Genomic DNA, 25,456 nt, shown 5'->3' on the forward strand with positions numbered 1-25,456 from the left:
AAACTCATTCCCTTCTCCCCTTCTCCCCTTCTCCCCTTCTCCCCTTCTCCCTCCTCTACGGCACAGAATATCCCGTTTTTTGATGAATAAAATCTAGGACTTTAGAATAAGCTTCGGAATTAGTTTGAGGATTAATAATAATAGATTCTTTGCCATCAGGAAGCCAAAACATAATGCGTTGACTGGAATCAAATACAAAGGTACTCAGACGATTCAAATCAATAATATATTCATGCCGATCATAAACAATTTTAACCCAATAGTTACCGATGGGATGAATAGTAATCCTTTGAATATAAGCTAAAATATCTTCATAGGTTTTAGGATTATTGTTATTGTTAATAATAATAGGTTTGCCATTATCTGGCAACCAAAATGTAATTCGTTTGTTAAATCCAGATGCAAACGCACTAATACTATCCAGATCAATTAGATATGTTTCTCGCTCATAATTCATTTTGATCCAGTAAGCCACAAGACCTCCTCAGACTTGTGAATCCTTGCCGGGACTCAACTCGTTTCCTACTCAATAAATTCGATAACAGACTTCTAGGAAAATCATCACTCACCCCTTTTCCCCGGTTATAAAATCAGGATGATCGGGTGAGTGCAAAATTTTCCTTCAGATTAGAAATGGATGCCCCTAGTCTTTTTTCACAACTACATTGATAATTTTAGGATACTTCCGCCGGAGAATTAAGCACGGAAGGAGACTGTAATTCGGTTGGGTTTAATTGCCCGTTGCTAGGTTGAGTTGTTAAGGTTTGGGTTTTTTTTAATAAGTGGGTTGTTGCTTCCACAAATCCTTGAAATAGGGGGTGAGGGCTATTAGGTCGAGACTGAAATTCGGGGTGAAATTGGGTCGCAACAAAGAAAGGATGATTGGGAAATTCAATAATTTCTACTAAACGACCATCGGGGGAAGTCCCACTAATCGTATAGCCAGATTCTAAGAATAATGTTCGGTAGGCATTATTAAATTCATAACGATGACGATGGCGCTCATAAACAACTTCCTTCTGATACAGTTTAAACGCTAAAGTATCCGGTTGTAAACGGCAGGGATATAACCCTAAACGCATGGTTCCCCCTAAGTCTACAACGTCTTGCTGTTCGGGTAATAAATGAATGACAGGATTAGGGGTTTCCGGGTCAAATTCAGAGCTATGGGCTCGTTCAAGTCTAGCTTGATGACGCGCCCATTCTATCACTGAACATTGCATTCCTAAACATAATCCCAAGAAGGGGATTTTTTGTTCCCGTGCATATTCAATGGCTGCAATTTTACCATCGGTTCCGCGTTGCCCAAATCCTCCAGGAACGACAATCCCTTGCACATTTTTGAGGTAAGTTTCAGGGCTATTGCCTTCAATATCTTCTGAGTTAATCCATTCTAAACTTAATTCTGCACCCACTTGAACGGCTGCATGACGTAGGGCTTCAACAACGGATAAATAGGCATCCGTTAACTGGATATATTTCCCCACAATGGCAATTTTAATGTTGGGATGGGGGAGTGGACATTTTGTATTGAGATCTCGATGATAAAGCCGATCAACTAAAGTTTGCCATGCGGTTAAATTGGGTTCTCGTTGCTCTAATTGTAACAGCTTTAAGCTTTGTTCTGCAAGTCCTTCTTGTTCTAAAAGTAAAGGCACTTCATAGATACTATTGGCATCACGGGAGGTAATCACACAATCAGCTTCTACATCACAAAATCCGGCAATTTTTTCTTTAATTCCCAGGGGAATTTGGCGATCGCAACGACACACTAAAATATCCGGTTGAATGCCAATGGATCGTAATTCTTTAACCGAATGTTGGGTGGGTTTTGTTTTCATTTCCCCGGAAGCACCAATCCAAGGAATTAAGGTAACGTGTAAATAAATAACATTTTTGCGTCCTACATCTTTACGAAATTGACGAATCGCTTCTAAAAAAGGTAAGGATTCAATATCACCAACGGTTCCTCCCACCTCGGTAATCACAACATCTGGATTCGTATTTTTTGCCACTCGATGAATGCGTTCTTTACATTCATTAGTAATATGAGGAATGACTTGAACAGTTCCTCCTTGATAGTCTCCTCGACGTTCTTTATTAATCACAGCTTGATAAATTCCGCCAGCCGTGACACTATTGAGACGGGACATAGAGGTATCGGTGAAGCGTTCATAGTGTCCCAGGTCTAAATCGGTTTCCGCCCCATCCTCAGTGACGAAAACTTCACCATGCTGGAAGGGACTCATGGTTCCAGGGTCAACATTAATATAAGGATCAAGCTTAAGAATAGAGACGGAATAGTTCCGGGACTTGAGGAGGCGTCCTAAACTCGCAGCAACAATTCCTTTGCCAATACTGGATACCACTCCACCCGTTATAAAAACAAACTTAGTCATAAAAATTACCTGAGCGTCTCTAATACTCTATCAATTGTGCCATAAGCGCTTCCAGAAATTGAGATTAACTCACAATTCCGTAGGTTCCCATCCCTTTAGTTAATATCAACTCCAACTCAATTATTGTATAGATTTTTAAAGAAAATTGAAGAAAAGACAGAGGCATGAATCGTTGAACGAGATGAACACCCTTGATGAAAGCGTTAAGAAAGCGTTTACATTGGGGAAAAAAACGCTATACTAAGTTATTCTACCGCATTACTAACCCCAGGGAACTTAATAGGATTAAGCCAGATTTGATTCACCCCTTGAATCGCTTTCATCATATAATCCGATCTACCATGACTGTTTTTACTTCCTTGCTTCATTTTGGGTTAGATTTCATCACTACCCGTAATTCCTCGGACTTTTCCCCAAGTTCTGAAGTCGTTACTGAAATTTTATTCATTGATTCGGGCGTTACGGATTATCAACATTTACTATTAGGAATAAAACCGGGAATTTACCCAGTGTTGTTGAAGGATGAAATGGATGGCATTCTTCAAATTACTGAACATTTGAGCCAGTTTAAAAATTTAGAAGCCATTCATTTAGTTTGTCATGGCAGTCCGGGAGAACTTTATCTCGGAAATAGTAGTTTAAATTTATCGAATTTATCGAATTATATTCAATCGTTGCAACAGTGGTCAAAGGCCTTAAATCCCCAAGCCAACTTACTCATTTACGCTTGTGAAGTAGCCGAAGGTTGGCAAGGAAAAGCCTTTGTTAAAGCTTTCAGTCAAATTACCCAAACTCACATTGCTGCGACAACGGAAAAACTGGGTCAAGGCTATTGGGATTTTACCGTTAAAACTGGAATCATTAAGGCTGAACTTGCCTTTAAACCTCAAATTTTAAGCACCTATGATCACCAATTAGCATTTTCAGTTACTACCAATAATAATTCCCAGGATTTACTCAATACTCTCCTGGGAAATACAAGCGGATTAAGTAATTTTTTCTTAGAAATTACAGGAGATCCCAATGCCATTGGTTTGTTTCAAGATGATCCTTTTGGTTTAACGTCGGGAATTATTTTAAGTACCGGAAATACGGTAGAAATTCCGGGTGTTAATACCACCTCTAGTTTGGGCAGCGATTTAAGTACCGATTTGGGAGACTTGGGTGTAGCGGGAGATGCAGTCACCTTAACTATTACCTTTGATGCGAATGACACAGCCAAACAATTATTCTTTCAATATGTCTTTGGTTCTGAAGAATTTGTAGAATATGGAGGAGACATTTTTAATGATTCCTTTGAACTGTTATTAAACGGAAATAATCTCGCGAAACTGAGTGATGGTCAAACAGTTACGATTAATAATTTAGTTCCCAATGGAGAGGATTCTAGCAGTTTTCATCCTGATTATATCAATAATCCTAGTAGCCCTAATACCCTAACTAAATTAGATGGTTATACAAAGGTTTTAACCTTTTCCGGGGATGTTATTCCCAATAGCAAAAATACCTTAAAAATTCAGATTCAAGATGTCTCTGATGGCTCATTAGATTCGGCTGTTTTTCTCAAAAGTGGTGCATTAGGAACCGTTTTACCCACTGATACAACATCATCTGTTAGTTTCTCTCAACCCACCTATCAAATTAATGAAGATGGCAGTTTAATCGGTTCAGAAATTACGATTAACCGCAGTGGAGATGCAACCCAACCCGCCAGCGTTGATGTGATTTTAAGTGATGGAACTGCCACCGGAGGGACAACCCTAACGACAGGAATTGACTATAATAATACTCCAATTTCTGTTAATTTTGCTGCCAATCAAACCACCGCTAATATCAAAATTCCCATTAATTTAGATGATAGTATTGAACTCACAGAAACCGTTAATTTAGCCTTAGCAAATCCTAGTAATGGTATAGCATTAGGTTCTCAATCTACGGCGGTTTTAGATATTGTTCAACCTAATACTATTTTACCTTTTGTTAATCTCGGTATTAGTCCACAGTCTTTGACAGAAAACGAAACTTTAACGGTATCAGCAGTCTTATCTTCAGTTACAAATCAGGATGTTAGTATTCATTTAGGATTTCTGGGAACTGCCAAAAAAGATGTTGATTATACCGCCTCATCGGATGTGATTGTAATTCCGGCGGGGTCAACCAGTGGAAGCATAACCTTAACCACCATTAATGATGATTTACTCGAAGAAAATGAAAGCATTATTATAGATTTATCCAGTCTCAATAATGCAACATCCTTCGGGGTTCAGCAGGTTGTTTCCCAACTCATTAATAATCCGAATTCCTCTCCCTCCCCAACACCAGAACCGACCCCAGAACCCAGCCCACAACCAACACCACAACCAACACCACAACCAACACCAACACCCGAACCCATTCCTAATATTAACTTAAATCTCAATCCTGACTGTGGTTGTGATAGCTTAACTCCTCCAACGATTAATAATATTATTCCCAATGCTGGGGAAGATACTATTAATGGCAGTGATAACAATGATCAATTACAAGGAGATGACAAAAAAAATGTTTTATTTGGGGGGGTCGGAAGTGATGAAGTCTATGGAAAAAATGGGGATGATAATGTTTATGGTGGTCAAGGAATTAAGAGTAGCACCGGGAAACCGAATGAAACAGATGTACTATTTGGAAATCAAGGATTAGACTATGTTAACGCCAGTGAAGGTGCAGATAAACTCTATGGCGGTAAAGATGACGATGCTATTTTTGCGGGGAAAAATAACGATCTAATTTATGGAGATTTAGGAAATGATACCCTGTTGGGAGACTTAGGAGATGATACCGTCATTGGTGATACTAACGAACCTAAATTTGAGAACCCCCCCGGACAAGATTTACTATTCGGAGGAGAGGGAGTTGATATCATGTTTGGAAATGGAAATAATGACACCCTCAGTGGCGGTTTGGGAAGCGATAAACTCAATGCTGGGAAAGGAGATGATCAAGTTTTTGGGGATGAGGATGCAGATGAGCTTTATGGAGATTTAGGGAAAGATACGCTGTGTGGGGGAGAGGGAAACGACACCCTTTATGGGGGGACTACAACGAAAACCACCGTTACTAATGGCGAAGATAATGATGAATTGTGTGGCGGAAATGGGGATGATCTTCTGAGTGGAAATGAAGGACAGGATATTATTCATGGAGAGGGGGGAAATGATACCCTGCATGGTGGTTTGGATGGAGATACATTAATCGGTGGGGAAGGAAATGATCGGATTTTTGGCGAGAATGGAGATGATATTTTATGGGGAGGAAATGGCAATAATACCTTAACGGGAGGTCAAGGAAAAGATCTGTTTTTAATTGAGGTTCAGGGTCAACAACTGATTACTGATTTTACACAAGGTCAAGATGTTTTAGTTCTCACGGCTGGATTAACCTTTGAACAATTGAATTTCACGATTAATAATGGAGCTTTACAGATTCAAAATCAAGGTAAAACGCTAGCCATATTAACCGGAATTTCTAATATTAATCAAAGTGATTTTGTATTAAGTTCTTAAACTGTAGAGAGTCCCTTTAACACTGTATGAACCACTGCTTACAGCATCTTCTGCAAAAGTGACCTCTCCCCAAACCCCTCTCCTACTTGACGAGGGGCTTTGATTTCGTTCCTTCCCCTAGGCAGAAGTTGATACTCTAATATTTGAAGGGAAACTATCTCCAGAGTAAATTGTTAATGTGATGATTTGATAATCGATTAAACGAGTTAAACGAGTTTGATTAACGGGTTTACCTGTTCCTGGGTTAACTGGATAAGCTGGAAAACAAGCCGCACTGACACTTAAACGTAAACAATGACCTTGAGGAATTTTAATACAAGTAGGTTGCAGTTTTATTTGATATAAATTAATATTTTGTTCTCGGTTTAATACAGAATTTTCGGTAGAGTTATCGAGGTTAATTCGTTGATAACCTTGACTAAAATTATAAACGCTGCCATCCAGTTTAACTTCCGATAAAACTGCACATAAATCAAAACTGGGTTTATCTGCACTACAATAAATTTCTGCTGTTAAATCTCCCGTTAAATGTAAATCTTGGCTCAACGGTTCAGAGGTATAAGTCACAATATCGCTGCGACAATCTAAATTAGAACGGTCAAAGGAACCCGTTGGATACATAACATGACCTCCGAGTGCTGGAACCGGACGCCAAGGGTCATGAACAAAGACATCTTCTTGAGGGTTTTTAGGACAATTAGGAGTTAATATTCCAGCATCTTCTCGTAAATTAGCGAGTCCATTTGTTGATAAATAATATACCAGGGAAGAAGAGGACGGCAAATGTTTGAATTCTCGCCAGTCTTGACTCCCCATTTCAAATAAACAAACCCGATTTTGATTAAAAATAGGATTTTCTTTGCCTTTTAAAAAGGTATCAAACCATTGAATTTGTAGCGTATCAATAAAGGTTGATGCTGTTAAGCCATAATTGAGTCCCCCGACTTTTCGCCCCCAGGGAAGATGAGCCCAAGGGCCGATAATTAAGTGTTGGGGGTGTTGACTGCGATTTACCATTGCTTGATAGAAATGAATGGTTCCTCTTAAATAGGTATCAAACCAACCCCCAATATGCAGCATGGGTAAATCTAAATTCTCTAATTTTGGAGATAGGTTTTGCCAATATTCATCGGGTTGATCATGAGCTAACCAATCGTGATAAAATGAATCTGGATCATGAATTTTTAACACCTCTGGACTGCTAGGAATGGCATCAAAAAATAGTAAATTTCGAGACGCTTGATAAAGTATATTATAAGCGGTTTCGTTCCCTTTTAATCGGGCTGTTTCGGCTGAAATTTGTATCGCCCATCCTAAGTTAGCATATAAACAAAAAGCACCCCCTTCATAGGCCCAATCTGCATATAAATCATGACTCATCATCGCCGGACATACGGTTTTTAAAGCTTGGGGACGAGTTGAAGCGGCATAAATTTGGGTCATTCCTTGATAGGAAAAGCCATACATTCCCACCTGACCATTACTATAGGGAAGATGAGCAACCCAATTAACGGTATCAAATCCATCTTCTATTTCATGGGTAAAAAGTTTAAATTCTCCTTCTGAAGTTCCCCGCCCTCTAACATCTTGAATCACCACAATATACCCTTGTTGAGCATACCATTTAGGATGGGCATAAACAACGGTCGATGCGATCGCTTTTCCGTAGGGTTGTCGCATTAATAAAACGGGTAATTTTTCTTCGGTTTGGGGTCGGTAAATATCTGCATCGAGTCGAATGTTATCACGGGTGATGAGAGAGGCTGTTTCTTGAAGTATATTCATAGGTAAAATAGAGAATAGAGAACCAAAAATTAGAAAATTTAATTGATATAGCTTCTCATTTTTCGTTCCTTTTTAGCGGCTTCTGATGTTTCCTGGACAATATCTTTTAAATCAAATGCTGCATCATTGAGCTTTTGAATGCCTAACTTAATTTGAGTCATGCCATTACTGCTACTCTGGGCATTATTATTAAGGTTATTCATGGCTTCTACAACTTGTTGAATAGCCATAGCTTGTTGTTTTGCGTTGAGTGAAATTTGCTGAGAACCCTGAACAATAGTATTGATTTCTCCTGACATATTACTAAAAGAATTAGCCGTTTTTTGAGCTAAATCAACGGTCATTTCTACACTTTTAATTCCCGCATCTGTCACCCGACTGGTTAAACTATTAGTTTGTTTAATTTCAGCTACTAAAGCATTGATTTGGTGAGCAGATTTTTGACTTTCATCTGCTAACTTACGAATTTCAGAGGCGACGACAGAAAACCCTTTTCCATATTCTCCGGCTCGAACAGCTTCTACCGCAGCATTGAGGGCTAACATATTGGTTTGATTGGCTAAATCCCCGACGACTTGAGAAATACTTCCGATTTGATTCGTTTGTTCACTCAGACGTAATATTTGTTCAGCAATGGCTCTGACTTTATCCTTCGTTTGGCTCATTTCAGCTAAAGTCTGTTCGACTAATTCATTGCCATTTTCTGCTAAGTTTAAAACTTGTTTAGCCCCTAGAGTTGAAGTTTCTGCTTGGTCACTTGCTTGTTTAGCTGATAATCCTAATTCATCCATTGTCCGGGTGGTCTGATTAACAGAAACGGCTTGACTCCTGGTAATTTTTTCCTGTTGTTCAACAGCAATATTAATTTCTAAGGATGATTTATCAATCGCGTTAATCGCTTGCCCTATTTTACGACTGACTAAAGAAGAAATTAACCAAGCAATAATTAAAGCAGTAAAAGCAGAAAATATTGAACCTATAATTAATAAATTAACTGCATTTTGAAGGATATTTCTAGCTTGATTATTTTCTTGAGCTAGTCTTTTAGTTTCGGCATCATTAAATTCATAATTAAGCTTCAAAAAATTTGAAAGTAACTTTTGACCTATACCTGTATTAAAAACAATAATAGCTTCTTTTCTTTTCCCCTGTTTAATTAAAGCTTCCATCTGTTGTTGATATTGATTAAACTGTCTCCCAATTTCTTGCATTTGATCAAATCGTTGCTTTTGATCAGCAAGGTTAATCATTTGATTCAAATTTTCGCTCGCTTGTTGAAACGTCTGCCAATTTTTTTGATAGAGTTGTAAAAATTGTTCGTTTTCAACGATAAGAAAAGCTCGATTATTAGCAACCATATTGCTGCCCGCTAATGCCATTCTATCCACTTCAATAATCGTTTTTTGGACGTTTTCAACCTGGTTAAATGCCTCAAATACTTTATTCGCATTTGTATAAACAACATAGGTAGAACCCGCAAACACAAATACGGGAACAGCATAACCCAACAGCATTTGACCTCTGAGCTTAAATTGATTCAATCTATATTTTTGGGTACTGGAGTTTTTATCAATCGTATCTATCATGTCCTCAATCTCCCAAACCTAACCAATTTATAGGAATTATTCCATAATAAACCCTTAAATATAATTTACTTTACCATAATACATAAAGCTTATAAGCAAGTAGAACCTGTATTTTTAATAATATGGGTTCCGGTCTCTTCTCCAGTAGAGTTGTAAACGTGATGCAAACCTGTACTAATATTGAGTAAGTTAGGACGGTTTTCCCAGTTCAACCCAATGATAGGAACCTGTACCGAACGTAACACCGGAATTAAGGTATTTAAAGGGACAATAGGTTGTCTAGCCGGGGTGATATCCACGCCAATATAACCCAACCAACCATCGGAATAACAGAAATCATTCTGCATATCAATAATAATTAGAGCGGTTTTGGCTAAGTCCAAACGTAGGGTTTTCGTTTCGGTGGTGAGGGGAATGGGTCGGGGTTTTAGGGGGGGGCGGGTAATCTTGGCTTCAGTTGCATTGACATTCCAACCCTTTGGGGTGACTCCCAAGAAACGTAATGAGGAGAAATTCAGGGTTCGGTTTAGTTAAAGTTTAACTTGATTTTAAGCGATCGCAGATAGTTCTACCTGAATAGGGGGATGGACACTCTCAAAATCGTCACAATCCCAAGCCTCAGTTTGCTAAAGTGCTGGCACAATAAAATTTAATAGCGTTTGACTGTCCTCGCCCCCTACCATTAATGGTGGGGATATTTTTTTTGAGGGTAAATAATAGCAATGTTTTAGGTTGAGGACGGAACTAATAATTCTGAAGGTAGAACTTGATTGAGTTTTCCGCTTCGATACCCCTCTAAATCTAAAGTAACATAAACAAACCCAAAGCTTTGAAACGCTTGAACAAGTTGGGGTAGGTTGGTTTTCAATACAAATTCTTGGATTTGTTCGGGGGGTAATTCGATGCGGGCGGTATCAACTTCTGAACGAACGCGCAAATTTTTCCAGCCTAATTTCCTTAAATAAATTTCGGCTTTTCCCACCCGTTGTAATTTAGCAATAGTAATTTCTTCTGTATAGGGAAAGCGGGAACTTAAGCAGGGTTGGGCGGGTTTATCCCAGGTGATTAGCCCTAAGAATTTAGAAATTTCTCGAACTTCCAGTTTCGTTAAACCGACTTCCGCTAAGGGCGATCTCACCCCCCGTTCTTTGGCGGCTTGAATTCCCGGACGATAATCTTTTAAATCATCAGCATTTACCCCATCGACAATATAGGAATATCCCCATTTTTGAGCTAAAGGTTTTAAGGTATCGTGCAGTTCACTTTTACAAAAATAGCAACGATTAATTGGGTTTGAGGTGTAATTTGGATTCTGCATTTCTTGGGTTTCAATTTCCTGATGTTGAATCCCAATTTCGGCAGCTTGAAGGCGAGCTTCTTCTAAATCTTCCGGTAATAAGGAGGGAGAAACGGCGGTGACAGCTAAGGCGCGATCGCCTAAGACATCATAAGCAATTTTAGCCACTAAGGTACTATCTACCCCTCCTGAATAGGCAATTAATGCTTGTTCCATCTCTTGAAATAAAGCTTGAATTTGTTGTAATTTTTCTGTTACTGTCATGGTGTATATTTTATTGGGGTTTTCAACACAATTAAAATTCTCTTCGCCAGAAAATAACAATGGACAGAGATAACAAAAGCGTCATATAAAGAATAGCATAAACGGTATTGCTAATTAATACTGAGGAGGCGGGTAAGTAACCATAAACAGCCTCATTTTTTAAATCGAGTCGGGCTAAATCAGGTAAAATGATATAAAGTCCGCTCATAATTTGTTCTAAAGCTGGGTTTTGACTTAATTTCCCTAATGCCAATAAATCGCGGCTTAAACTTCCCATGATATAAACCCCAAAGGTTAATAAACTCGCCAATAGGGAACTGGTAAATACTCCTAATAAAATCCCGACGGCTGCAATTAAAGATAATTTAAGCCACAGAAAGACAACAGTAATGGTCAAACTGGTAAAGGGATAGGAAATTTTATTAAAGCTGAGAATTCCAAAATATAGCAGGGTCATCGCCAGAACTAAAATAGCAATAAATGCTGAGATCCCTAAATGTTTCCCGATGATCAATTCTGCCCGACTAACGGGTTTAGAAACTAAGAGATAAACGGTTCGTTTTTCAATTTCTTTATTGATGAGGTTTGCACTGACAAAAACCGTAATCAGTAAGCTGAGAAAACTAATCATGGCAATGCCAAAATCGAGAATAATTTTATTTTCTAACCCGGCGGATACTTCAGGAAGTAAACGAACAGAAGCCATTAACAGTAAAGCAAAAACACCAATAATATAAAGAATGCGATCGCGCACAACTTCTAAAAAAACGTTACTAGAAATGGTTAGAATGCGTTTTAAATTCATTTGTGATTTCCCCAATAGGATATAGAAAGCAGTTTATGGAGGAGTAGGGATATTTTTATCCTTGATCAATTCTCCGAAAAGAAGAGGATCGAAACTCCTGATTTATTTTAGCAGAATCCGGTTTAAAAATCTCCTGCCTCGGAATAATTTCGGGAACATTTTCTAACCAGTCCTGAAATCGAATGGAAAATTCGATCCAGCAATAAATATTAATGTGAATCAGGAAAATAATAATAAACCCAAAGCGAACTAAAGGAGGAGGGGACTGGATTTTAAAATTATCTCTAATAAATTCCAGAATAAAAACCAAACAAGCTGCGATTAAGGGCCATAATTTTAAGGCGAAATAAGGTCGGGTTGCTTCTGTTTTTTGATAAATCATTAAACACAGTGATAGTGCCATGACCCAAGGACTTAAGGGAATTCCGCCAATTATAAAGGGAGGTTGACTGGTTCTGAACCCAATGGCTATTGTGAGGGCTAACCAACTTAAAACAGCTAATTGATTTCTAATCTCTTCATCAGTTGTCCCTAAAATAGAAGCAATCCAAATTGTCAGACTGATGAGGAGAAAAGTTCTCCATTCTAAGGGTTTATCCGGTTTAAGAACATTTAAAGCTTTCAGGAATTTATTCATATATAACAACCTTATTTGGTGAGTGTTTAATTTGTTTTAAAGCAGAAAATAGTGTTAATTTAATTATTCTAAAATTAATAATGTAAAGGCTAATCCCAAAAACAAAGAATAACTTAAAGCATGAGCAATTAATATAATTCTAAAATCACGATATTCTTCACTCATTTTAATATTTCCTTCAGAATTTTCTTGAAAGGCTTTAGTAATCTTAGATATATCTCCACTCAAGGCAACTTTTAAAGATTCAAATCCTATCCATTTAATAAACAGGATTAAGGTAAAATTAAAAGTTGTTAATAAAAAAATAGAAGGGGAAGTTTCTTGTATTTTTTCAATCAGCAAATAATAAATTAATTCTTTTCGAGCTTCTGGGGGTAACAGAGTTTCTGCATTTAAAAACACAACCCACTCACAGGCATTTGCTAATAGGTTAAGAACCATCGCATATTGTACACTCACTTTGGGGGATAAATTAAAGCTTTTCTTAAAAATCCAAGCTTCAATCATAATCGAGGCTAAAAGGCGAATAATTCTTAATAAAATAACTCTCAGGGCGATTAAGATTGGCATATCGTTGAGCCAAATTCAATAAATAAAGGAGGGAATGGGTAATGAGTAATAGGGTCAAATCCTTATGGTAAGGGAACAGGGAACAGAGGGGAAAATAGGGAATAAGGGATAGGAAAAAGGCATTAGCCACCCTAGCAATTATTTGTAGCCAACATTTAAGGGTGGAATATTATTAATCAAGCGTAGATTCACAAGGATTAGCGATTAAAAAACATTAAATGACCTCTTAATCTTATCGTTTTTTTCCATCAACCTTATAATCTAATTGTCGCATTTCTTTCGCGGAAATTTTACCTTCTAACTGTTGTAGCACAGAATTTAACTGGGGATATCAATCTAAGGTTTCCTGACGAATAACCAGGGCTGCTTGACCTACAATTAAGGCTAGGACACTTCTAAATCTAGCAAACTCATTCACTCCTTACGGTTCCCTGTTCCCAGTAAATCGCAGTTCCCTAGAACTTAATCTGAGATTTGTGCTAAGAATTTTGTCGAAAAGTTTATAATTTTTAGAAATTTGTTATTTTTGTTTTAATTACCACTGCCAAACCCGAAGAATCTACTTCTGACCTCAACTGTGCTCTATGTCCTGTGTTTAATGTTTAACGCCCCCTCATACCATGAACTATCCAATTCCGACAAGTCCTCAAGAAATGATGGCTCTGCGACAGCAACCGGTTACTGATGAGTTAGTAGCAACAGCGATCGCAGGTGTCGTTAAAATTGCTCGTTCTCGTCAACAATCTTTAGAGGATCTCAAAGCTGAGGTTCTAGCGGATGATAGTTTGCTCAACTGGGAACAACGGCTGTGGTTAAGCGAAGTCGTCACTCAAGCTTGGCAATGTTTACCGTAGCAAGAAGAGAAGTGTAGGGTTTGGGGAGAAGAAGAGAGGGTGAGGAAATCATACACTCCTGACTCGCACTCCGCACTCTTCCTCCTACAACCCCGCTTTCCCTGTTTTACTACCACTGGGGATGGGATAAAAGCAGGGTTTCCATCGATTCTGCATCTAGGGGTTGAGCGAATAAGTAACCTTGGCCCAATTCACAACCCAAAAGCCGAAGTAACGATAATTGTTCCTGGGTTTCAATGCCTTCAGCCACAACACTCATGCCTAAATGATGGGCAAGATTTAGAATAGCTTGAACAACTTCTAAGTTTTTTTCTAGGGAATCCAAATTGCTAATAAAAGAGCGATCTATTTTAAGAATATCTAAAGGAAATTGATGTAAATAACTTAAGGAAGAATATCCGGTTCCAAAGTCGTCTAAACTTAATTGAATTTTACGCAATTTCAGTTGTTCAAATAGCTCCGATGCTAATTTTGGATTATCCATAATTGCACTTTCAGTAATTTCTAATTTTAAAATTTTACTATCTAAATCGACACGAGCAAGAATTTGATCAATGTATTCGATTAAACCGGGTTGAGAAAATTGTTTGACAGATAAATTAACACTGATGCTGATATCAAAAACTTCTTGGCGTTGTAGGGCTTGTTCTTGCCAAGACTTTAATTGAAGACAAGATTGTTCTAAAACCCATAATCCCAAAGGAATAATTAAACCTGTTGTTTCTGCAATCGGAATAAAATGATCAGGTCGAACTAATCCCCGTTGAGGATGTTTCCAACGAACTAAAGCTTCTAAACTACTAATTAGACCTGTGGATAAGCAGATAATGGGTTGATAAAAAACCATAAATTCTTGACGTTCGATGGCTCGTCTCAGGTCATTTTCTAACTGTAAACGAGTTAAGGCGCGGGTGTGCATATCCCGATTAAAGACTTCATAACGGGCTTTTCCTAATGCTTTAGCTTGATACATGGCTGTATCTGCATCTCGGAGTAAATGTTCCGGTTGTTGATAATCTACTGTTCCTAAAACAATGCCAATACTGGTATTAATAAAAACTTCGTGTTGATACAGTAAAAAAGGCTGGCTTAAAGCGTGTTGAATAGCTTGGGCTAAGAAGGTGGCTTCATCAACAGATTGAATTTGTTCTAACAAAACCGTAAATTCATCGCCTTCAAATCGAGCTAAGGTATAATTCGGATGGATACAAGCCAATAATCGCCTTGCTACAGCTTTTAACAATTGATCTCCAGCTAAATGACCTAAAGAATCATTCACCATTTTGAAGTCATCACAATCAAGAAATAACACTGCAAATTGAGAATCAGGATGGGTGTGAGTATAAGCTAAAACACCCATCAACCGTTCCATAAAAAAGACTCGATTGGGTAAACCCGTGAGGGCATCATGGGATGCCATGTGTAGCAATCGTAAATTCGCTCGTTCTAGTTCCCTTGTGCGTTCTTTAACCCGTTGTTCTAGTTCTGTATTTAACTGTTGAATTTGGGATTTTGCTGCTTGTAAATTGAGTTGATTTTTAATTCTAACTAACACTTCTCGAATTTCAAAGGGTTTTGTAATATAGTCTACCCCACCGACTTCAAAAGCTTGGATTTTATCAAAAACTTCGTTTAAAGCGCTTAAAAAAATGACCGGAATATCACGGGTACGTTCTGAGGCTTTTAATTGCTTACAAACATCATACCCACTCATTTGAGGCATACGGATATCTAATAAAATTAAATCTGGTGGGTCAGCAATTGCCCCCATTAAAGCTGCGGAACCATTAATTACGCAGCGCACATCATACCCCTGTTCTGTTAACATTGCTGACAACAGATATAAATTATCAGGGGTATCATCCACAATCAAAATATTAGCCAGTGGGTTATCGGGTTGAGGGTCATTCATCAGTGATCAGTTATCAGTTATCAGTTATCAGTTATCAGTTATCAGTGATTAGTTAATGCTTTTGCGGTTAGTTCTACAATCTCTTCAAATGCAAATTGATTGATTTTAGTTCGCAGAGCATTGATAATTAAGGTTTGATTCGGGGGGAGTTGGTCAATTAACTTCAAGATTTGCTTGGCATTGACAGCTTTCGCAGCTTGATGAAGTTGAGTTAACCATTCTAACGATAGGGAAGCTAAAGTTGTTGGCTTCAGTTCCATTAGGGGGGTTTCTGTAAAATCCGGGGCTGATACTACATCTTGTTCATACACATAGCGTACTCCCAGATGTTGAGCCAGCTTTTCTAAAATGATTTGATCTCGAAAGGGTTTTCGCACAAAATCATCACAGCCTGCTGATAAAGCAACGGCTCGTTCCTCTTCTAAGGTACTGGCGGTTAAGGCAATAATGATGGTAGCCTGACCTTTTGTAGTCAATTTAATCTGTTTTGTAGCTTCATAACCATCCATCACAGGCATTCGCATATCCATCCAAATTAAGTGAGGTTCCCAAGTCTCCCAAATTTCAATCGCTTCTTGACCTTGAATGGCTTCTCGTAGTTCAAATCCCAAAGGACTTAGGAGTTGAATTAACAATTGACGATTACTCCATTTATCATCCACAACCAAAATTCGATAACAATGTTGATCCGGTTCTAGGGCAATAATTTTGCGACTAGGAGAGGATGTTAGAATATCATTAGCATTGACAATGTTCACTGGAATTTCAAACTGAAAACGTGTACCTTGTCCTAATTTACTACTAACGGTAAGTTCTCCTCCCATTAATTGAATAAACTGATGACTAATGGATAATCCTAAACCAGTTCCTTCTTGAGATTGTTGACCGCTTTGAGTTTGTACAAAGGCTTTGAATAAATGTTGTAATTCTGACCTTGCAATCCCGCAGCCTGTATCCTCAACCTCCCACCGGAGAAAACAGCAAGACTGATTTTCTGGGTTTACTTTTTGTCCCCGTCCAACCCTAACGGAAACACCCCCCTCTTGAGTAAATTTTAAAGCATTATTGAGTAAATTAATCAAGACTTGCCTTAATTTGAGTGCATCGGTTTGAATATATTGAGGAACATCCGCAGAACGCTCAAAAATCAGTTGTAGCTTTTTATCATCAGCTTTGAGTTGAAACATTTCTTCTAAATCGCCTAATAAACGATAAAGATCAATATTATTTAAATTGATTGTTAGACGATTCGCTTCTATTTTAGATAAATCTAAGATATTGTTAATTAAGCTTAATAAATGTTCACCGCTTCGGCTCACAATCCCTAAATTTTCTCGATCTGTGGGTGATAAATGGGGACTCCGATTCATTAATTGAGTAAATCCTAAAATACTATTAAGAGGAGTTCTCAGTTCATGACTCATATTTGCCAAAAATAAGCTTTTGGCTTGGTTCGCTGATTGGGCGGCTTCCTCGGCTTTTTTTCGTTCTCGAATTTCCTGTTCTAATTCTTGGGTTCGTTCCTGAACTTTGTGTTCTAAATGATTGTATAAACTGGCATTTTCTAAAGAAATAGCGATTTGGGCTGATAACCCATTTAAAAGCTGCAATCTTTCGGAAGTAAACGCCCCCATAATTAAGTTATTTTCTAAATAGAGTATTCCTTTCAGTTTCCCTTGGTAAAGGAGGGGAGTAATGAGAATTGATTTAGGTTGATTAAGAATAATATAGGGATCATACCTAAAATTTTCTGCTTCAACTGCATTATCTAAAACCAAGCTTTCTTGTTTATGAATAACATAATTAATTAAGGTTTTAGGCAAAATTTCTGTATTGAATGAATTAGAACTAGATTCAATAGGAATAGATTGAAAAATACTAACTTGATTGTTTTTTAAACTGCCCGTTGCTTCAATGACCCATTTGATTTCAGAACTTTGTTCATAATTTTTACCCGATAAGAAATTATCCGGTAAAATTAGATAGCCTAGTTCGGCTCCGGCATTTTCTAAAACAATTTTCATTAACTTATCTAATAATTTCTCTAAAACAATTTCCTCAGAAAGCGCTTGGGATGCTTTCAAGATGCTGGTTAAATCTAAATTTAAGGAACTGGTTTGTCCTGTGGTTTGAGATAAGCTACTACTCGATTCATTAATAACGCGATCGCGTTGTATAATTAAATTTGGATATGTTATCTCTAAATCCTTAACTTTAGCGACGGCTTGCCAACGAACATAAGCATAATGGGCTTTTGTTAAATATAATTGAGCAATTTCTTCCATGCCTTGCTGCCTATAAAATTCACTAGCTCGTTCATAAATCAACCCTTCTTCCTGTAAAAAACCTTGAGATTTTGCTCCGTTAAGAGCGTTTTCATAGTCTTGAATTGCTGTCCATTTTTTTCCTAAAACACGAGCTTTCTCTGCTGAAATAAAATCATATTTATGCTGATAATTTAGAGGGGAATCATTAGCCCATTGTTTTAATTGATGTTGATACTGTTTCACCTCTAATAAAATTTGATTTTTTTCTAGGGAATTCACCGTGGGATAAAGCCCTAATAAAGCTAAAGCGGCATAAAAGGGGAACTGTCCACTGGGTAAAGCACCCGTAACCGCAGGTAAATAACGTTTAGCTTGTTGAGATGCTTCTACGGCTGCTGAATAGTGCTTAAATAAATAATAAAGAATCATTTTCCCTAAATGAAAACAATAAAGGGCTGTTAAGTTATTTTTTTCCTGAAGGGCAATTAATTCTATTTCCTGGAATAAATTTCCGGTTAATACCAGTGGATTTGGACTTAAATTTAATAAATTTTGAACCAGTTGTCCCCAAATTTTTACAAAATCAAGGGGAAAATCTTGTTTAAATCTTTGAATTAACTGAATATACGGGATTTGTTTTTGTTGAACAGATTCTAAGGGTTCTCCGACTAAAAAAAGATTAGCACAATAGTTAAGAGAGGAATAACAAGCATATTCAATATTGCCCGTTTCTAAAGCCCTTTGAATATTTTGTCCGAGAGCTTCTAGGGTATTGCGGGCTGGTTCTTTCCAATGACGAATAAAAACATTAAATAAATCATGAACTTTACAATTAACATCGGAAACTTCAAATTGTTTTAAAAGCCGTAAAGCAAATTGACCCAATTGATAACCGGAGTCAAGATTCGATAAAAACCCACACAATAACATTCCATAAAAACTATAAGCAAAAGCAGCCCGGTCAGAATGACCCGATTGTTGGCAAAGATGCACCATTGTAAAGGCAAGTTGTGGCAATAATTGCGGTTTGGAAACAATACAAGGAGCAAATAAAGTAATTAAAATTTCCAAAGCCATTTTATGCTTTTCATCGGTCATCAATGGCAATTGTTCTAAAGTGGCAATGGCGTATAACACTGGAGGGCTATTTAACCATTCAATTCCTAAACAATTTAAGGTTTGTAATCCGGTTTCAATGGCTTTATCCATGTGATGTTGAGCAATATTCATTAAAATCTGAATTTTGAGAATTTTCGCGGTGTCTAAACTTGTTTTGGCTTGGTCTAAAAGTTTGTTTAAATATTGTTGTGCTATCTCAAAATCCGTATTCAGATAGGTAACTTGAGCTAAAGATTGGTAAATATTAAACGTTAAATCATAATAAGTTTCCCAACTATTTTCAGGTAAAAAATTTAACCCGATATTAAAATAGCTGATAGCGAGAGGATAAGCCGCAGAAGCTTGAGCTTTTTGGCCAGCTTTGCAGTTCAATTCAGCAAGCTGAATTCTTTCTTCAGAATCCAAAATTAAATTTACACCTTGATTATTGTGATTAACAATATTAAAAAGATGCTCTTCTAAATGTTCAGCCGGAATAGTTAACCGTAATAATCGCCCGATTTTTAAATGGGTTTCTTGTCGTTGAAACTCATCGAGAAGAGAATAAGCAGCTTGTTGAATGCGGTCATGTTGAAACTGAAGTTGAACGTCTTGAGCAAATTGATCTTGTAAATTGCAGGCTAAATCTAATGTTAAATCCGATTCTACATCTAACGTATCTTGTAAATTAATAACTTCATTTAAAAATAATTTATAATGAAAATTAACGGGAAAAACTAAATCTTCCTGTAGCGCATTCCATAAACTTGCTAATGTTTGATGGGGAGAACGTTGAGCAAGGCGTGATAATGTCCATAAATCAAAAGAATGACCGATACAAGATGCCAGTTTTAATAAAGTTTGGGTTGAGGGTGATAAATGGCAAATTTTATCGACCATCAATTCAACTACATTATCAGTTTTAGTTTGTTTTTGAATGCTTTCGAGCTCAAACGTCCATTGATGATGAACCGGATCAAATTTTAATAAGTTTTCTTGATAAATTTTTTTGAAGAACTCTCGCACAAAAAAAGCATTCCCATAGGTTTTATCATAGACTAATTTACCCAAACTTTGAATTTTATCTAAAGAACAGTTTAAAGTTTCTGAAATCAAGAGATTAATATCAACTTGACTTAAATTTGTGAGATGAATTTTCGCAATTTCTCCCCGTTCAGCTTGAATTTTCCTTAAGGTAAGATTGAAAGGATGAGTTTCGTCCACTTCATTTTCTCGATAGGCTGCAATAATGAATAAATATTGAATATGGGCTTCACAAACGAGCAATTGTAAAAAGTTTAATGAAGCTCGGTCAGACCATTGTAAATCATCTAAAAATAAGACTAACGGATGTTGAGGCTTACAAATAGTTTCTACAAATTTTCTAAATAGAATTTTCAATCTATGTTCAGCTTCCTGAAAACCAACTTGGGCAACAGGAGGTTGTTGACCGATGACTAATTCTAAATTCGGAATTAAATCAATTAAAACCTTGCCATTTCTTCCCACCGCCGTTAAAATTGTTTCTCGCCATTGAGATAAACTCAGTTCAGATTCACTCAATAACTGATGACAAAATTCGTTAAAAGCTTGGGAAAAAGCAAAGTAAGGAAGATGACATTGATATTGATCAAATTTTCCTGAAATAAAATATCCCCGTTGAGTTGTAATCGGTTTGTAAATTTCTCGAACTAAAGCTGATTTTCCGGTTCCCACATAACCTGTTACCAGAATTATTTCTGCCTTTAAATCTAAAGAAAAGTTTTGATTTTTACCAATAACTCCCTGAAAGGTTGTTAATAAAGTTTCAACTTCCCGTTCTCGACCATATAATTTTTGAGGTAAGCTTAATCGCTGAGAAAAATCTTGTTGTCCCAGGGGAAAAATGGCAATTCTTCCTTGGGTTTGTAGTTGAGATAAACATTCTTCTAAATCAGCTTTTAATCCCCAGGCAGATTGATAACGTTCCTCTGCATTTTTTTGCATTAACTTCAAAATAATATTCGATAATGCAGTGGGAATTGTGGGTTTAATTGACTGAGGAGAAGCGGGTTCTTTCGCAATATGACAATGGACTAATTCTAAAGCATCGTTTCCCTCAAAGGGTAACTGTCCTGTTAATAATTTATAAAAGGTGATACCTAGGGAATAATAATCCGTTCGATAATCGATTAAACGGTTCATTCGTCCAGTTTGTTCTGGGGAAATATAAAAGAGTGTTCCCTCTAAAATTTCTGGATTTTGAAAGGTTATATTTTCTTGAGAAAGAACTGTTGAAATCCCAAAATCAATAATTTTAACCTTTCCGAGGAGACGATTGAAAACAATATTACTGGGATTAATATCTTTATGAATAATATGATGAGCATGAATTTGTCCTAAAATTTCAGTAATTGAAATCGCTAATCTTAAAAAATCTTCTAACTCTAATTGTCCTGCTAATCCTAATAAGGTTAGAGAATCCCCACCAAAATCTTCTAAGATAATCGTTAGGTTATTATTAATGGTTTCAAAGCTATAAACCTTAATAACACCTGGTAAATTTAATTGATAAGTAACTTCATATTCTCGTTTAAACCAAGCCACCCGTTTAGGGGAGGGATAGGCATCCTTTAACATTTTGAGAATTACAGGTTGATAATCAACAACACGATAACCTCGATAAATTAAGGAATTATTACTTTCATAAATCTTTTCTACAATTTGGTAAGAAATAGATGTGTTTAACATAGTTTACAATGATAATATAAATTCCCAATTTTTGCTCAAGCCGTATAAGTTCAGAAACAAAGATTCAACAAATGATGCTTTAACTTCTAAGAGTCTTAACCCTAATCAAAAAATCTGATCAATGATAGGAGCAAATAATCGACCCTGATTTTCTTTAAATAGTATTTTTATTGAAGTTGTAATTTTTTTTAATAACAACAAGAAACTGACTCCAAAAAGGAGTAAATACTTTTACACCTTACCTAAAAATGCTATCTTTAACAAGGTTTACTTGGAAAGATGAATTAATGATTAATTTTATTCATCTCTTATCATCTCAGGTATTCCTTCTGGTTAATAGAGTCAACTGAACAATACAACGAATTGAACCTATAGAGTTAGTATACCCACAGTTTAGCGTAAAATATCCCGAATCATTTGATTCGCTTGGGCTGCATAGCCTCCTCCAAATAGGTTAAAATGATTTAAGATATGGTAGAGATTGTAAAGCTTTTTGCGATGTTCATAACCCGGATTTAAGGGAAAGACTTGATGATAAGCCTGGTAAAAAATAGCTGGAAAACCACCGAATAATTCAGTCATCGCCAGATCAACTTCTCGATCTCCAAAATAGGTCGCTGGATCAAAAATAACAGGTTCTCCCTCAGCCGTCACAGCAGCATTTCCTCCCCACAAATCTCCATGTACTAGAGAAGGTTTCGGATCATGATCGCTTAAAAGCTGGGGAATTGTTTCTAGTAACTTTTCGGCTTGTTCAAAATAACCTCCCCGTCGTTTAGCGAGTTTGAATTGATAGCCAATGCGATGTTTTTGCCAAAATTCTACCCAATTCTTTTCCCAAGTATTAATTTGAGGTGTTGAACCAATGGTATTATTAATATCCCATCCAAAATTTTGAGAACCGGGATAATTTTGTGGAGGTGTCCATTGATGCAATAAAGCTAACTTTTGTCCCATTTCTTCCCAAGCTGAAGCATTATTTTTTCCTCCTAAGTTCAGCCATTCTAAAACTAAATAAGCAGAATTTCCAACTGTTCCCCAACAAATCGGTTGTGGGACTCGAATAGTCTGGGTTTTTCCAATTTGTTGAACGCCTAACGCTTCTGCTTCAAACATAGCAACTTCAGAGGCTTGATTAAGTTTAATAAAATAATACTGAAAACCATTACTAATTTGATATCCTTGATTAATACATCCGCCACCCACAGAACGGTGATCGCTGATTTGAAAACGTTCTCCTGTTGCTTTACTAATGTCCTCTGCAATTTGATCCCACATCATATTTAAACTAATTCTTTATGCTTCTAACTTATTGTATCAAACTTTTAAAAAATCCGTAAATATACGGTGGATTTTAAAATCATCACCTGTTAACTTAAACTTAAAATCGTTTTTTCTATTCCTCACCATGACTGAAACAGAAACCAGCAAACCCAATTTGCTAGAATTCGCTAAACAGGGAAATCCAAAAGCGATCGCTATTTTACTCAATCGTCATTTAGACTCGAAAGGAATTACAGTAAAAGCTACATTAAATAAAAATTGCCTCAAATTAATGTTTGAAGCAGAAAAGATTATCCCCCAAAAAATTTTAGTAGAATGGTTGTGTGCTTCTCTTCTAACTCACATTATTTCAGATTCTATTACACAGGTGATTATTTATGATAAAAGAATCGGTCATGATTTTCCAGATTGGCAAGAAGAAATCGATCTATATTCTATCCATAAACTATCAGAAAATGATCCTGATTCCTCAAAATCCCAGAATTTAACCGAACCTGTAACCTCAAAATTTATGGGTTTTGGGCTATTATTTAATTCTATTTCAGACGCTACTGAACAAGTTAAAAATACGGCAACGGAAACCGTTAGCAATACCACAACTCAAGCCGGACAATCTGTAATTGAAACTGCAGTTAATATTAAGGATAGCGTTGAAAATATTAGCAATACCGTTATGCAAGGGGGGAAAGTTGCCGTTAAAAATATTTTTAATGTTAAGAATATTTTTAATCTTAAAGAAGAAGTAAAAAATCCAACCTCGAAAACCACCCCTACATCGGGTGTTTTGGATTTTATGAGTAATAATCCTTTGCTTAAATCCTTAATCAAAACTATAAATGTAGATAAAATATTAGAGATTATTGAAAAAGTAGATTTAGAGAAAGTAGAAACAGAAGTTAAACAGCTAAAAACTCAATATCCTCATGAATCTTCTAGCCAAATTAGCCATCGAATTATGGTGGAAAAAGTTCTGACTTTGGGGAGTTCTGAAATCGCGTCAAAGCTTGTATCTGAAAGATTAGCGACTCTAATGGGAGCCGATTTTTCTAACAACACAACCTTAGAATTTGAAATGATTTATCAAATTGCTTCTGCTTATGATCTCGATCTTTATGACCCAATTAGAAAAGATGAAGCTTTAGCAATTTTTAGTTTAGCTTTAGGAAGTAATCAAGCCATAAAATTAGGATTAGGTTTATTAGAAGATGTGCCTTTAGCCGGGACTATCATTAGTGTCAGTACCAATGCTGCAATACTTTATGCCTTGGGATATGCAGCTTGTCGCTTTTATGAATCCAATTTATATCAAGATAAAAAGGGTACAACTTTAGAAACAGTCCAGTTTGAAAGTAAAAAATATTTAGAAACTGCGATCGCTCAAGAAGCGATTATAGATCAAATTTTAATTCATATTATTTTAACTCGAAATCCTGATCAAACCTTTGAAAAAATTCTCCCTAAAATCCAAAATGCTCCTTTGAGTCTGAATTCTTTAGAAGTCATTTCTAAAACCCTTAATTCCCCACCGGATTTAAACCTTTTAATTGAACAAATTAATCCAGATTTTGCCGTTGCACTTTTAGCTAAATATCAGAAAATTGCTAATTTAGAAGACGTTATCACCCCGAATGAAGAACAAATTATTAATGCTATTCATCAAAAAATTAATCATCAAACCTGAAAAAATGGGTTTCTCGGTCAGCAATAACCGTGATAAAAACGCTAATATTAAGGAACGTAAAGCTATCCTTCACAAATCTACTCAATCATGTATATCTTTGGACTTGGTAAAAAACTGAAAATGCCCTCCCCCTCCGATGCCTTACCCGGACGGACAGAAGCGATGCCTGTACCCGATAAACATTATGTCAATGGTAATCCCCTCAAACCTCCCTTTCCCCCAGGCTTAGAAATGGCAATGTTTGGGATGGGTTGTTTTTGGGGTGCAGAACGTCGATTTTGGCAGCAGGAGGGAGTGTTTAGTACCGCCGTGGGTTACGCAGCCGGAATTACCCCCAACCCCACCTATGAAGAAGTTTGTAGCGGGTTAACAGGACATAACGAAGTCGTGCTAGTCGTCTATGACCCCAAAATCATTAGTTATGAACAATTACTAAAAGTCTTTTGGGAAAGCCATGACCCAACCCAGGGAATGCGTCAGGGTAACGACGTGGGAACCCAATACCGTTCAGGAATTTATACTTATTCCGACCAACAACGCCAACTTGCTGAAACTGTACGCGATGCTTATCAACCGTCCCTAAAACAAGCGGGTTATGGAACGATCACAACAGAAATTCTGGATGCACCCGAATTTTATTACGCTGAAAGTTACCATCAACAATATTTAGCCAAAAATCCTAATGGTTATTGTGGTTTAGGCGGAACAAAAGTCAAACTTCCAGGTTCAAGCGTGAGTTGTTAGC

Annotated in this window: 16 protein-coding genes and 2 pseudogenes; 6 read left to right on the forward strand and 12 right to left on the reverse strand. The window is 36.9% G+C overall.

Going from position 1 to position 25,456, the window contains the following annotated elements; all coding sequences use genetic code 11:
* Window positions 1-55 precede the first annotated feature (55 nt).
* Together NMK36_RS27745 and NMK36_RS27750 are read right to left on the reverse strand one after the other, a co-directional pair.
* Window positions 56-475: a hypothetical protein gene (locus NMK36_RS27745; protein WP_254175109.1), complete on the reverse strand. Its 420-nt coding sequence runs from the start codon at window positions 473-475 to the stop codon at window positions 56-58.
* A gap of 199 nt (window positions 476-674) precedes the next feature.
* Entirely contained in the window at window positions 675-2,399 is a 1,725-nt protein-coding gene (locus NMK36_RS27750; RefSeq protein WP_072717561.1) for a CTP synthase, read from the reverse strand.
* A 341-nt stretch (window positions 2,400-2,740) separates the two neighbouring features.
* On the opposite strand from NMK36_RS27750, the pseudogene NMK36_RS29185 reads away from it, so the two are divergent.
* The 3 genes and pseudogenes from NMK36_RS29185 to NMK36_RS29195 all read left to right on the forward strand — a co-directional run.
* Window positions 2,741-3,304 (forward strand): annotated as a pseudogene (locus NMK36_RS29185) (DUF4347 domain-containing protein); the annotation flags it as partial.
* Between the two features lie 9 nt (window positions 3,305-3,313).
* Window positions 3,314-4,135: pseudogene (locus NMK36_RS29190) on the forward strand (choice-of-anchor L domain-containing protein); the annotation flags it as partial.
* Entirely contained in the window at window positions 4,121-5,941 is a 1,821-nt protein-coding gene (locus NMK36_RS29195) for a Calx-beta domain-containing protein (protein ID WP_438822846.1), read from the forward strand. The pseudogene NMK36_RS29190 and the gene NMK36_RS29195, both read left to right, overlap by 15 nt.
* Window positions 5,942-6,058: 117 nt before the next feature.
* On the opposite strand, the gene NMK36_RS27760 is transcribed toward NMK36_RS29195, so the two are convergent.
* The 7 genes from NMK36_RS27760 to fraC form a co-directional block, all read right to left on the reverse strand.
* Window positions 6,059-7,726 (reverse strand): CocE/NonD family hydrolase, encoded by a 1,668-nt coding sequence (locus tag NMK36_RS27760; protein ID WP_254175111.1) that lies wholly within the window; start codon window positions 7,724-7,726, stop codon window positions 6,059-6,061.
* Window positions 7,727-7,764: 38 nt separating this feature from the next.
* Complete coding sequence (locus tag NMK36_RS27765) at window positions 7,765-9,312, reverse strand: methyl-accepting chemotaxis protein (RefSeq protein WP_083579873.1); 1,548 nt, start codon at window positions 9,310-9,312, stop codon at window positions 7,765-7,767.
* Window positions 9,313-9,401: 89 nt separating this feature from the next.
* On the reverse strand, window positions 9,402-9,806 hold the full coding sequence (locus NMK36_RS27770) for a cysteine hydrolase family protein (protein WP_245824169.1): 405 nt from the start codon (window positions 9,804-9,806) through the stop codon (window positions 9,402-9,404).
* Window positions 9,807-10,039: 233 nt separating this feature from the next.
* Window positions 10,040-10,873, reverse strand: coding sequence for an ATP-dependent sacrificial sulfur transferase LarE (larE, locus tag NMK36_RS27775; protein ID WP_072717558.1), 834 nt, complete (start codon window positions 10,871-10,873; stop codon window positions 10,040-10,042).
* A gap of 31 nt (window positions 10,874-10,904) precedes the next feature.
* Window positions 10,905-11,678 (reverse strand): ABC transporter permease, encoded by a 774-nt coding sequence (locus tag NMK36_RS27780; RefSeq protein ID WP_072717557.1) that lies wholly within the window; start codon window positions 11,676-11,678, stop codon window positions 10,905-10,907.
* Between the two features lie 55 nt (window positions 11,679-11,733).
* Entirely contained in the window at window positions 11,734-12,315 is a 582-nt protein-coding gene (locus NMK36_RS27785; protein WP_072717556.1) for a DUF5357 family protein, read from the reverse strand.
* 63 nt (window positions 12,316-12,378) lie between these two features.
* Window positions 12,379-12,885: a filament integrity protein FraC gene (gene fraC / locus NMK36_RS27790; protein WP_072717555.1), complete on the reverse strand. Its 507-nt coding sequence runs from the start codon at window positions 12,883-12,885 to the stop codon at window positions 12,379-12,381.
* Between the two features lie 620 nt (window positions 12,886-13,505).
* Between fraC and NMK36_RS27795 the strand changes: the two genes are divergently transcribed.
* A complete protein-coding gene (locus tag NMK36_RS27795) occupies window positions 13,506-13,739 on the forward strand; it encodes a hypothetical protein (RefSeq protein WP_072717554.1) in 234 nt (77 codons plus the stop codon).
* A 109-nt stretch (window positions 13,740-13,848) separates the two neighbouring features.
* Here NMK36_RS27795 and NMK36_RS27800 read toward each other — a convergent pair whose 3' ends face one another.
* The 3 genes from NMK36_RS27800 to NMK36_RS27810 all read right to left on the reverse strand — a co-directional run bounded on the left by NMK36_RS27800 (window position 13,849) and on the right by NMK36_RS27810 (window position 23,024).
* Window positions 13,849-15,651 (reverse strand): two-component system response regulator, encoded by a 1,803-nt coding sequence (locus tag NMK36_RS27800; RefSeq protein ID WP_072717553.1) that lies wholly within the window; start codon window positions 15,649-15,651, stop codon window positions 13,849-13,851.
* Between the two features lie 41 nt (window positions 15,652-15,692).
* Window positions 15,693-21,746 carry a hybrid sensor histidine kinase/response regulator gene (locus NMK36_RS27805; RefSeq protein ID WP_254175112.1) on the reverse strand — a complete coding sequence of 2,018 codons (6,054 nt, stop codon included), beginning with the start codon at window positions 21,744-21,746 and terminating at the stop codon, window positions 15,693-15,695.
* A gap of 393 nt (window positions 21,747-22,139) precedes the next feature.
* Window positions 22,140-23,024 (reverse strand): fructosamine kinase family protein, encoded by an 885-nt coding sequence (locus NMK36_RS27810; RefSeq protein ID WP_254175235.1) that lies wholly within the window; start codon window positions 23,022-23,024, stop codon window positions 22,140-22,142.
* A 130-nt stretch (window positions 23,025-23,154) separates the two neighbouring features.
* On the opposite strand from NMK36_RS27810, the gene NMK36_RS27815 reads away from it, so the two are divergent.
* Together NMK36_RS27815 and msrA are read left to right on the forward strand one after the other, a co-directional pair.
* Window positions 23,155-24,711 carry a hypothetical protein gene (locus NMK36_RS27815; protein ID WP_254175113.1) on the forward strand — a complete coding sequence of 519 codons (1,557 nt, stop codon included), beginning with the start codon at window positions 23,155-23,157 and terminating at the stop codon, window positions 24,709-24,711.
* A gap of 87 nt (window positions 24,712-24,798) precedes the next feature.
* Window positions 24,799-25,455 (forward strand): peptide-methionine (S)-S-oxide reductase MsrA, encoded by a 657-nt coding sequence (gene msrA, locus NMK36_RS27820; RefSeq protein ID WP_072717550.1) that lies wholly within the window; start codon window positions 24,799-24,801, stop codon window positions 25,453-25,455.
* Window position 25,456: the final 1 nt, after the last annotated feature.

Source organism: Planktothrix pseudagardhii (assembly GCF_904830925.1).
GTDB classification, from domain to species: domain Bacteria; phylum Cyanobacteriota; class Cyanobacteriia; order Cyanobacteriales; family Microcoleaceae; genus Planktothrix; species Planktothrix tepida.

Excerpts from the sequence above, each read along its gene's own strand:
- NMK36_RS27750 (WP_072717561.1), bottom strand. The coding sequence starts at position 2,399 with ATGACTAAGTTTGTTTTTATAACGGGTGGAGTGGTATCCAGTATTGGC.
- NMK36_RS27760 (WP_254175111.1), bottom strand. The coding sequence starts at position 7,726 with ATGAATATACTTCAAGAAACAGCCTCTCTCATCACCCGTGATAACATT.
- NMK36_RS27765 (WP_083579873.1), bottom strand. The coding sequence starts at position 9,312 with ATGATAGATACGATTGATAAAAACTCCAGTACCCAAAAATATAGATTG.
- larE (WP_072717558.1), bottom strand. The coding sequence starts at position 10,873 with ATGACAGTAACAGAAAAATTACAACAAATTCAAGCTTTATTTCAAGAG.
- NMK36_RS27780 (WP_072717557.1), bottom strand. The coding sequence starts at position 11,678 with ATGAATTTAAAACGCATTCTAACCATTTCTAGTAACGTTTTTTTAGAA.
- NMK36_RS27785 (WP_072717556.1), bottom strand. The coding sequence starts at position 12,315 with ATGAATAAATTCCTGAAAGCTTTAAATGTTCTTAAACCGGATAAACCC.
- fraC (WP_072717555.1), bottom strand. The coding sequence starts at position 12,885 with ATGCCAATCTTAATCGCCCTGAGAGTTATTTTATTAAGAATTATTCGC.
- NMK36_RS27795 (WP_072717554.1), top strand. The coding sequence starts at position 13,506 with ATGAACTATCCAATTCCGACAAGTCCTCAAGAAATGATGGCTCTGCGA.
- NMK36_RS27800 (WP_072717553.1), bottom strand. The coding sequence starts at position 15,651 with ATGAATGACCCTCAACCCGATAACCCACTGGCTAATATTTTGATTGTG.
- NMK36_RS27805 (WP_254175112.1), bottom strand. The coding sequence starts at position 21,746 with ATGTTAAACACATCTATTTCTTACCAAATTGTAGAAAAGATTTATGAA.
- NMK36_RS27810 (WP_254175235.1), bottom strand. The coding sequence starts at position 23,024 with ATGTGGGATCAAATTGCAGAGGACATTAGTAAAGCAACAGGAGAACGT.
- NMK36_RS27815 (WP_254175113.1), top strand. The coding sequence starts at position 23,155 with ATGACTGAAACAGAAACCAGCAAACCCAATTTGCTAGAATTCGCTAAA.
- msrA (WP_072717550.1), top strand. The coding sequence starts at position 24,799 with ATGTATATCTTTGGACTTGGTAAAAAACTGAAAATGCCCTCCCCCTCC.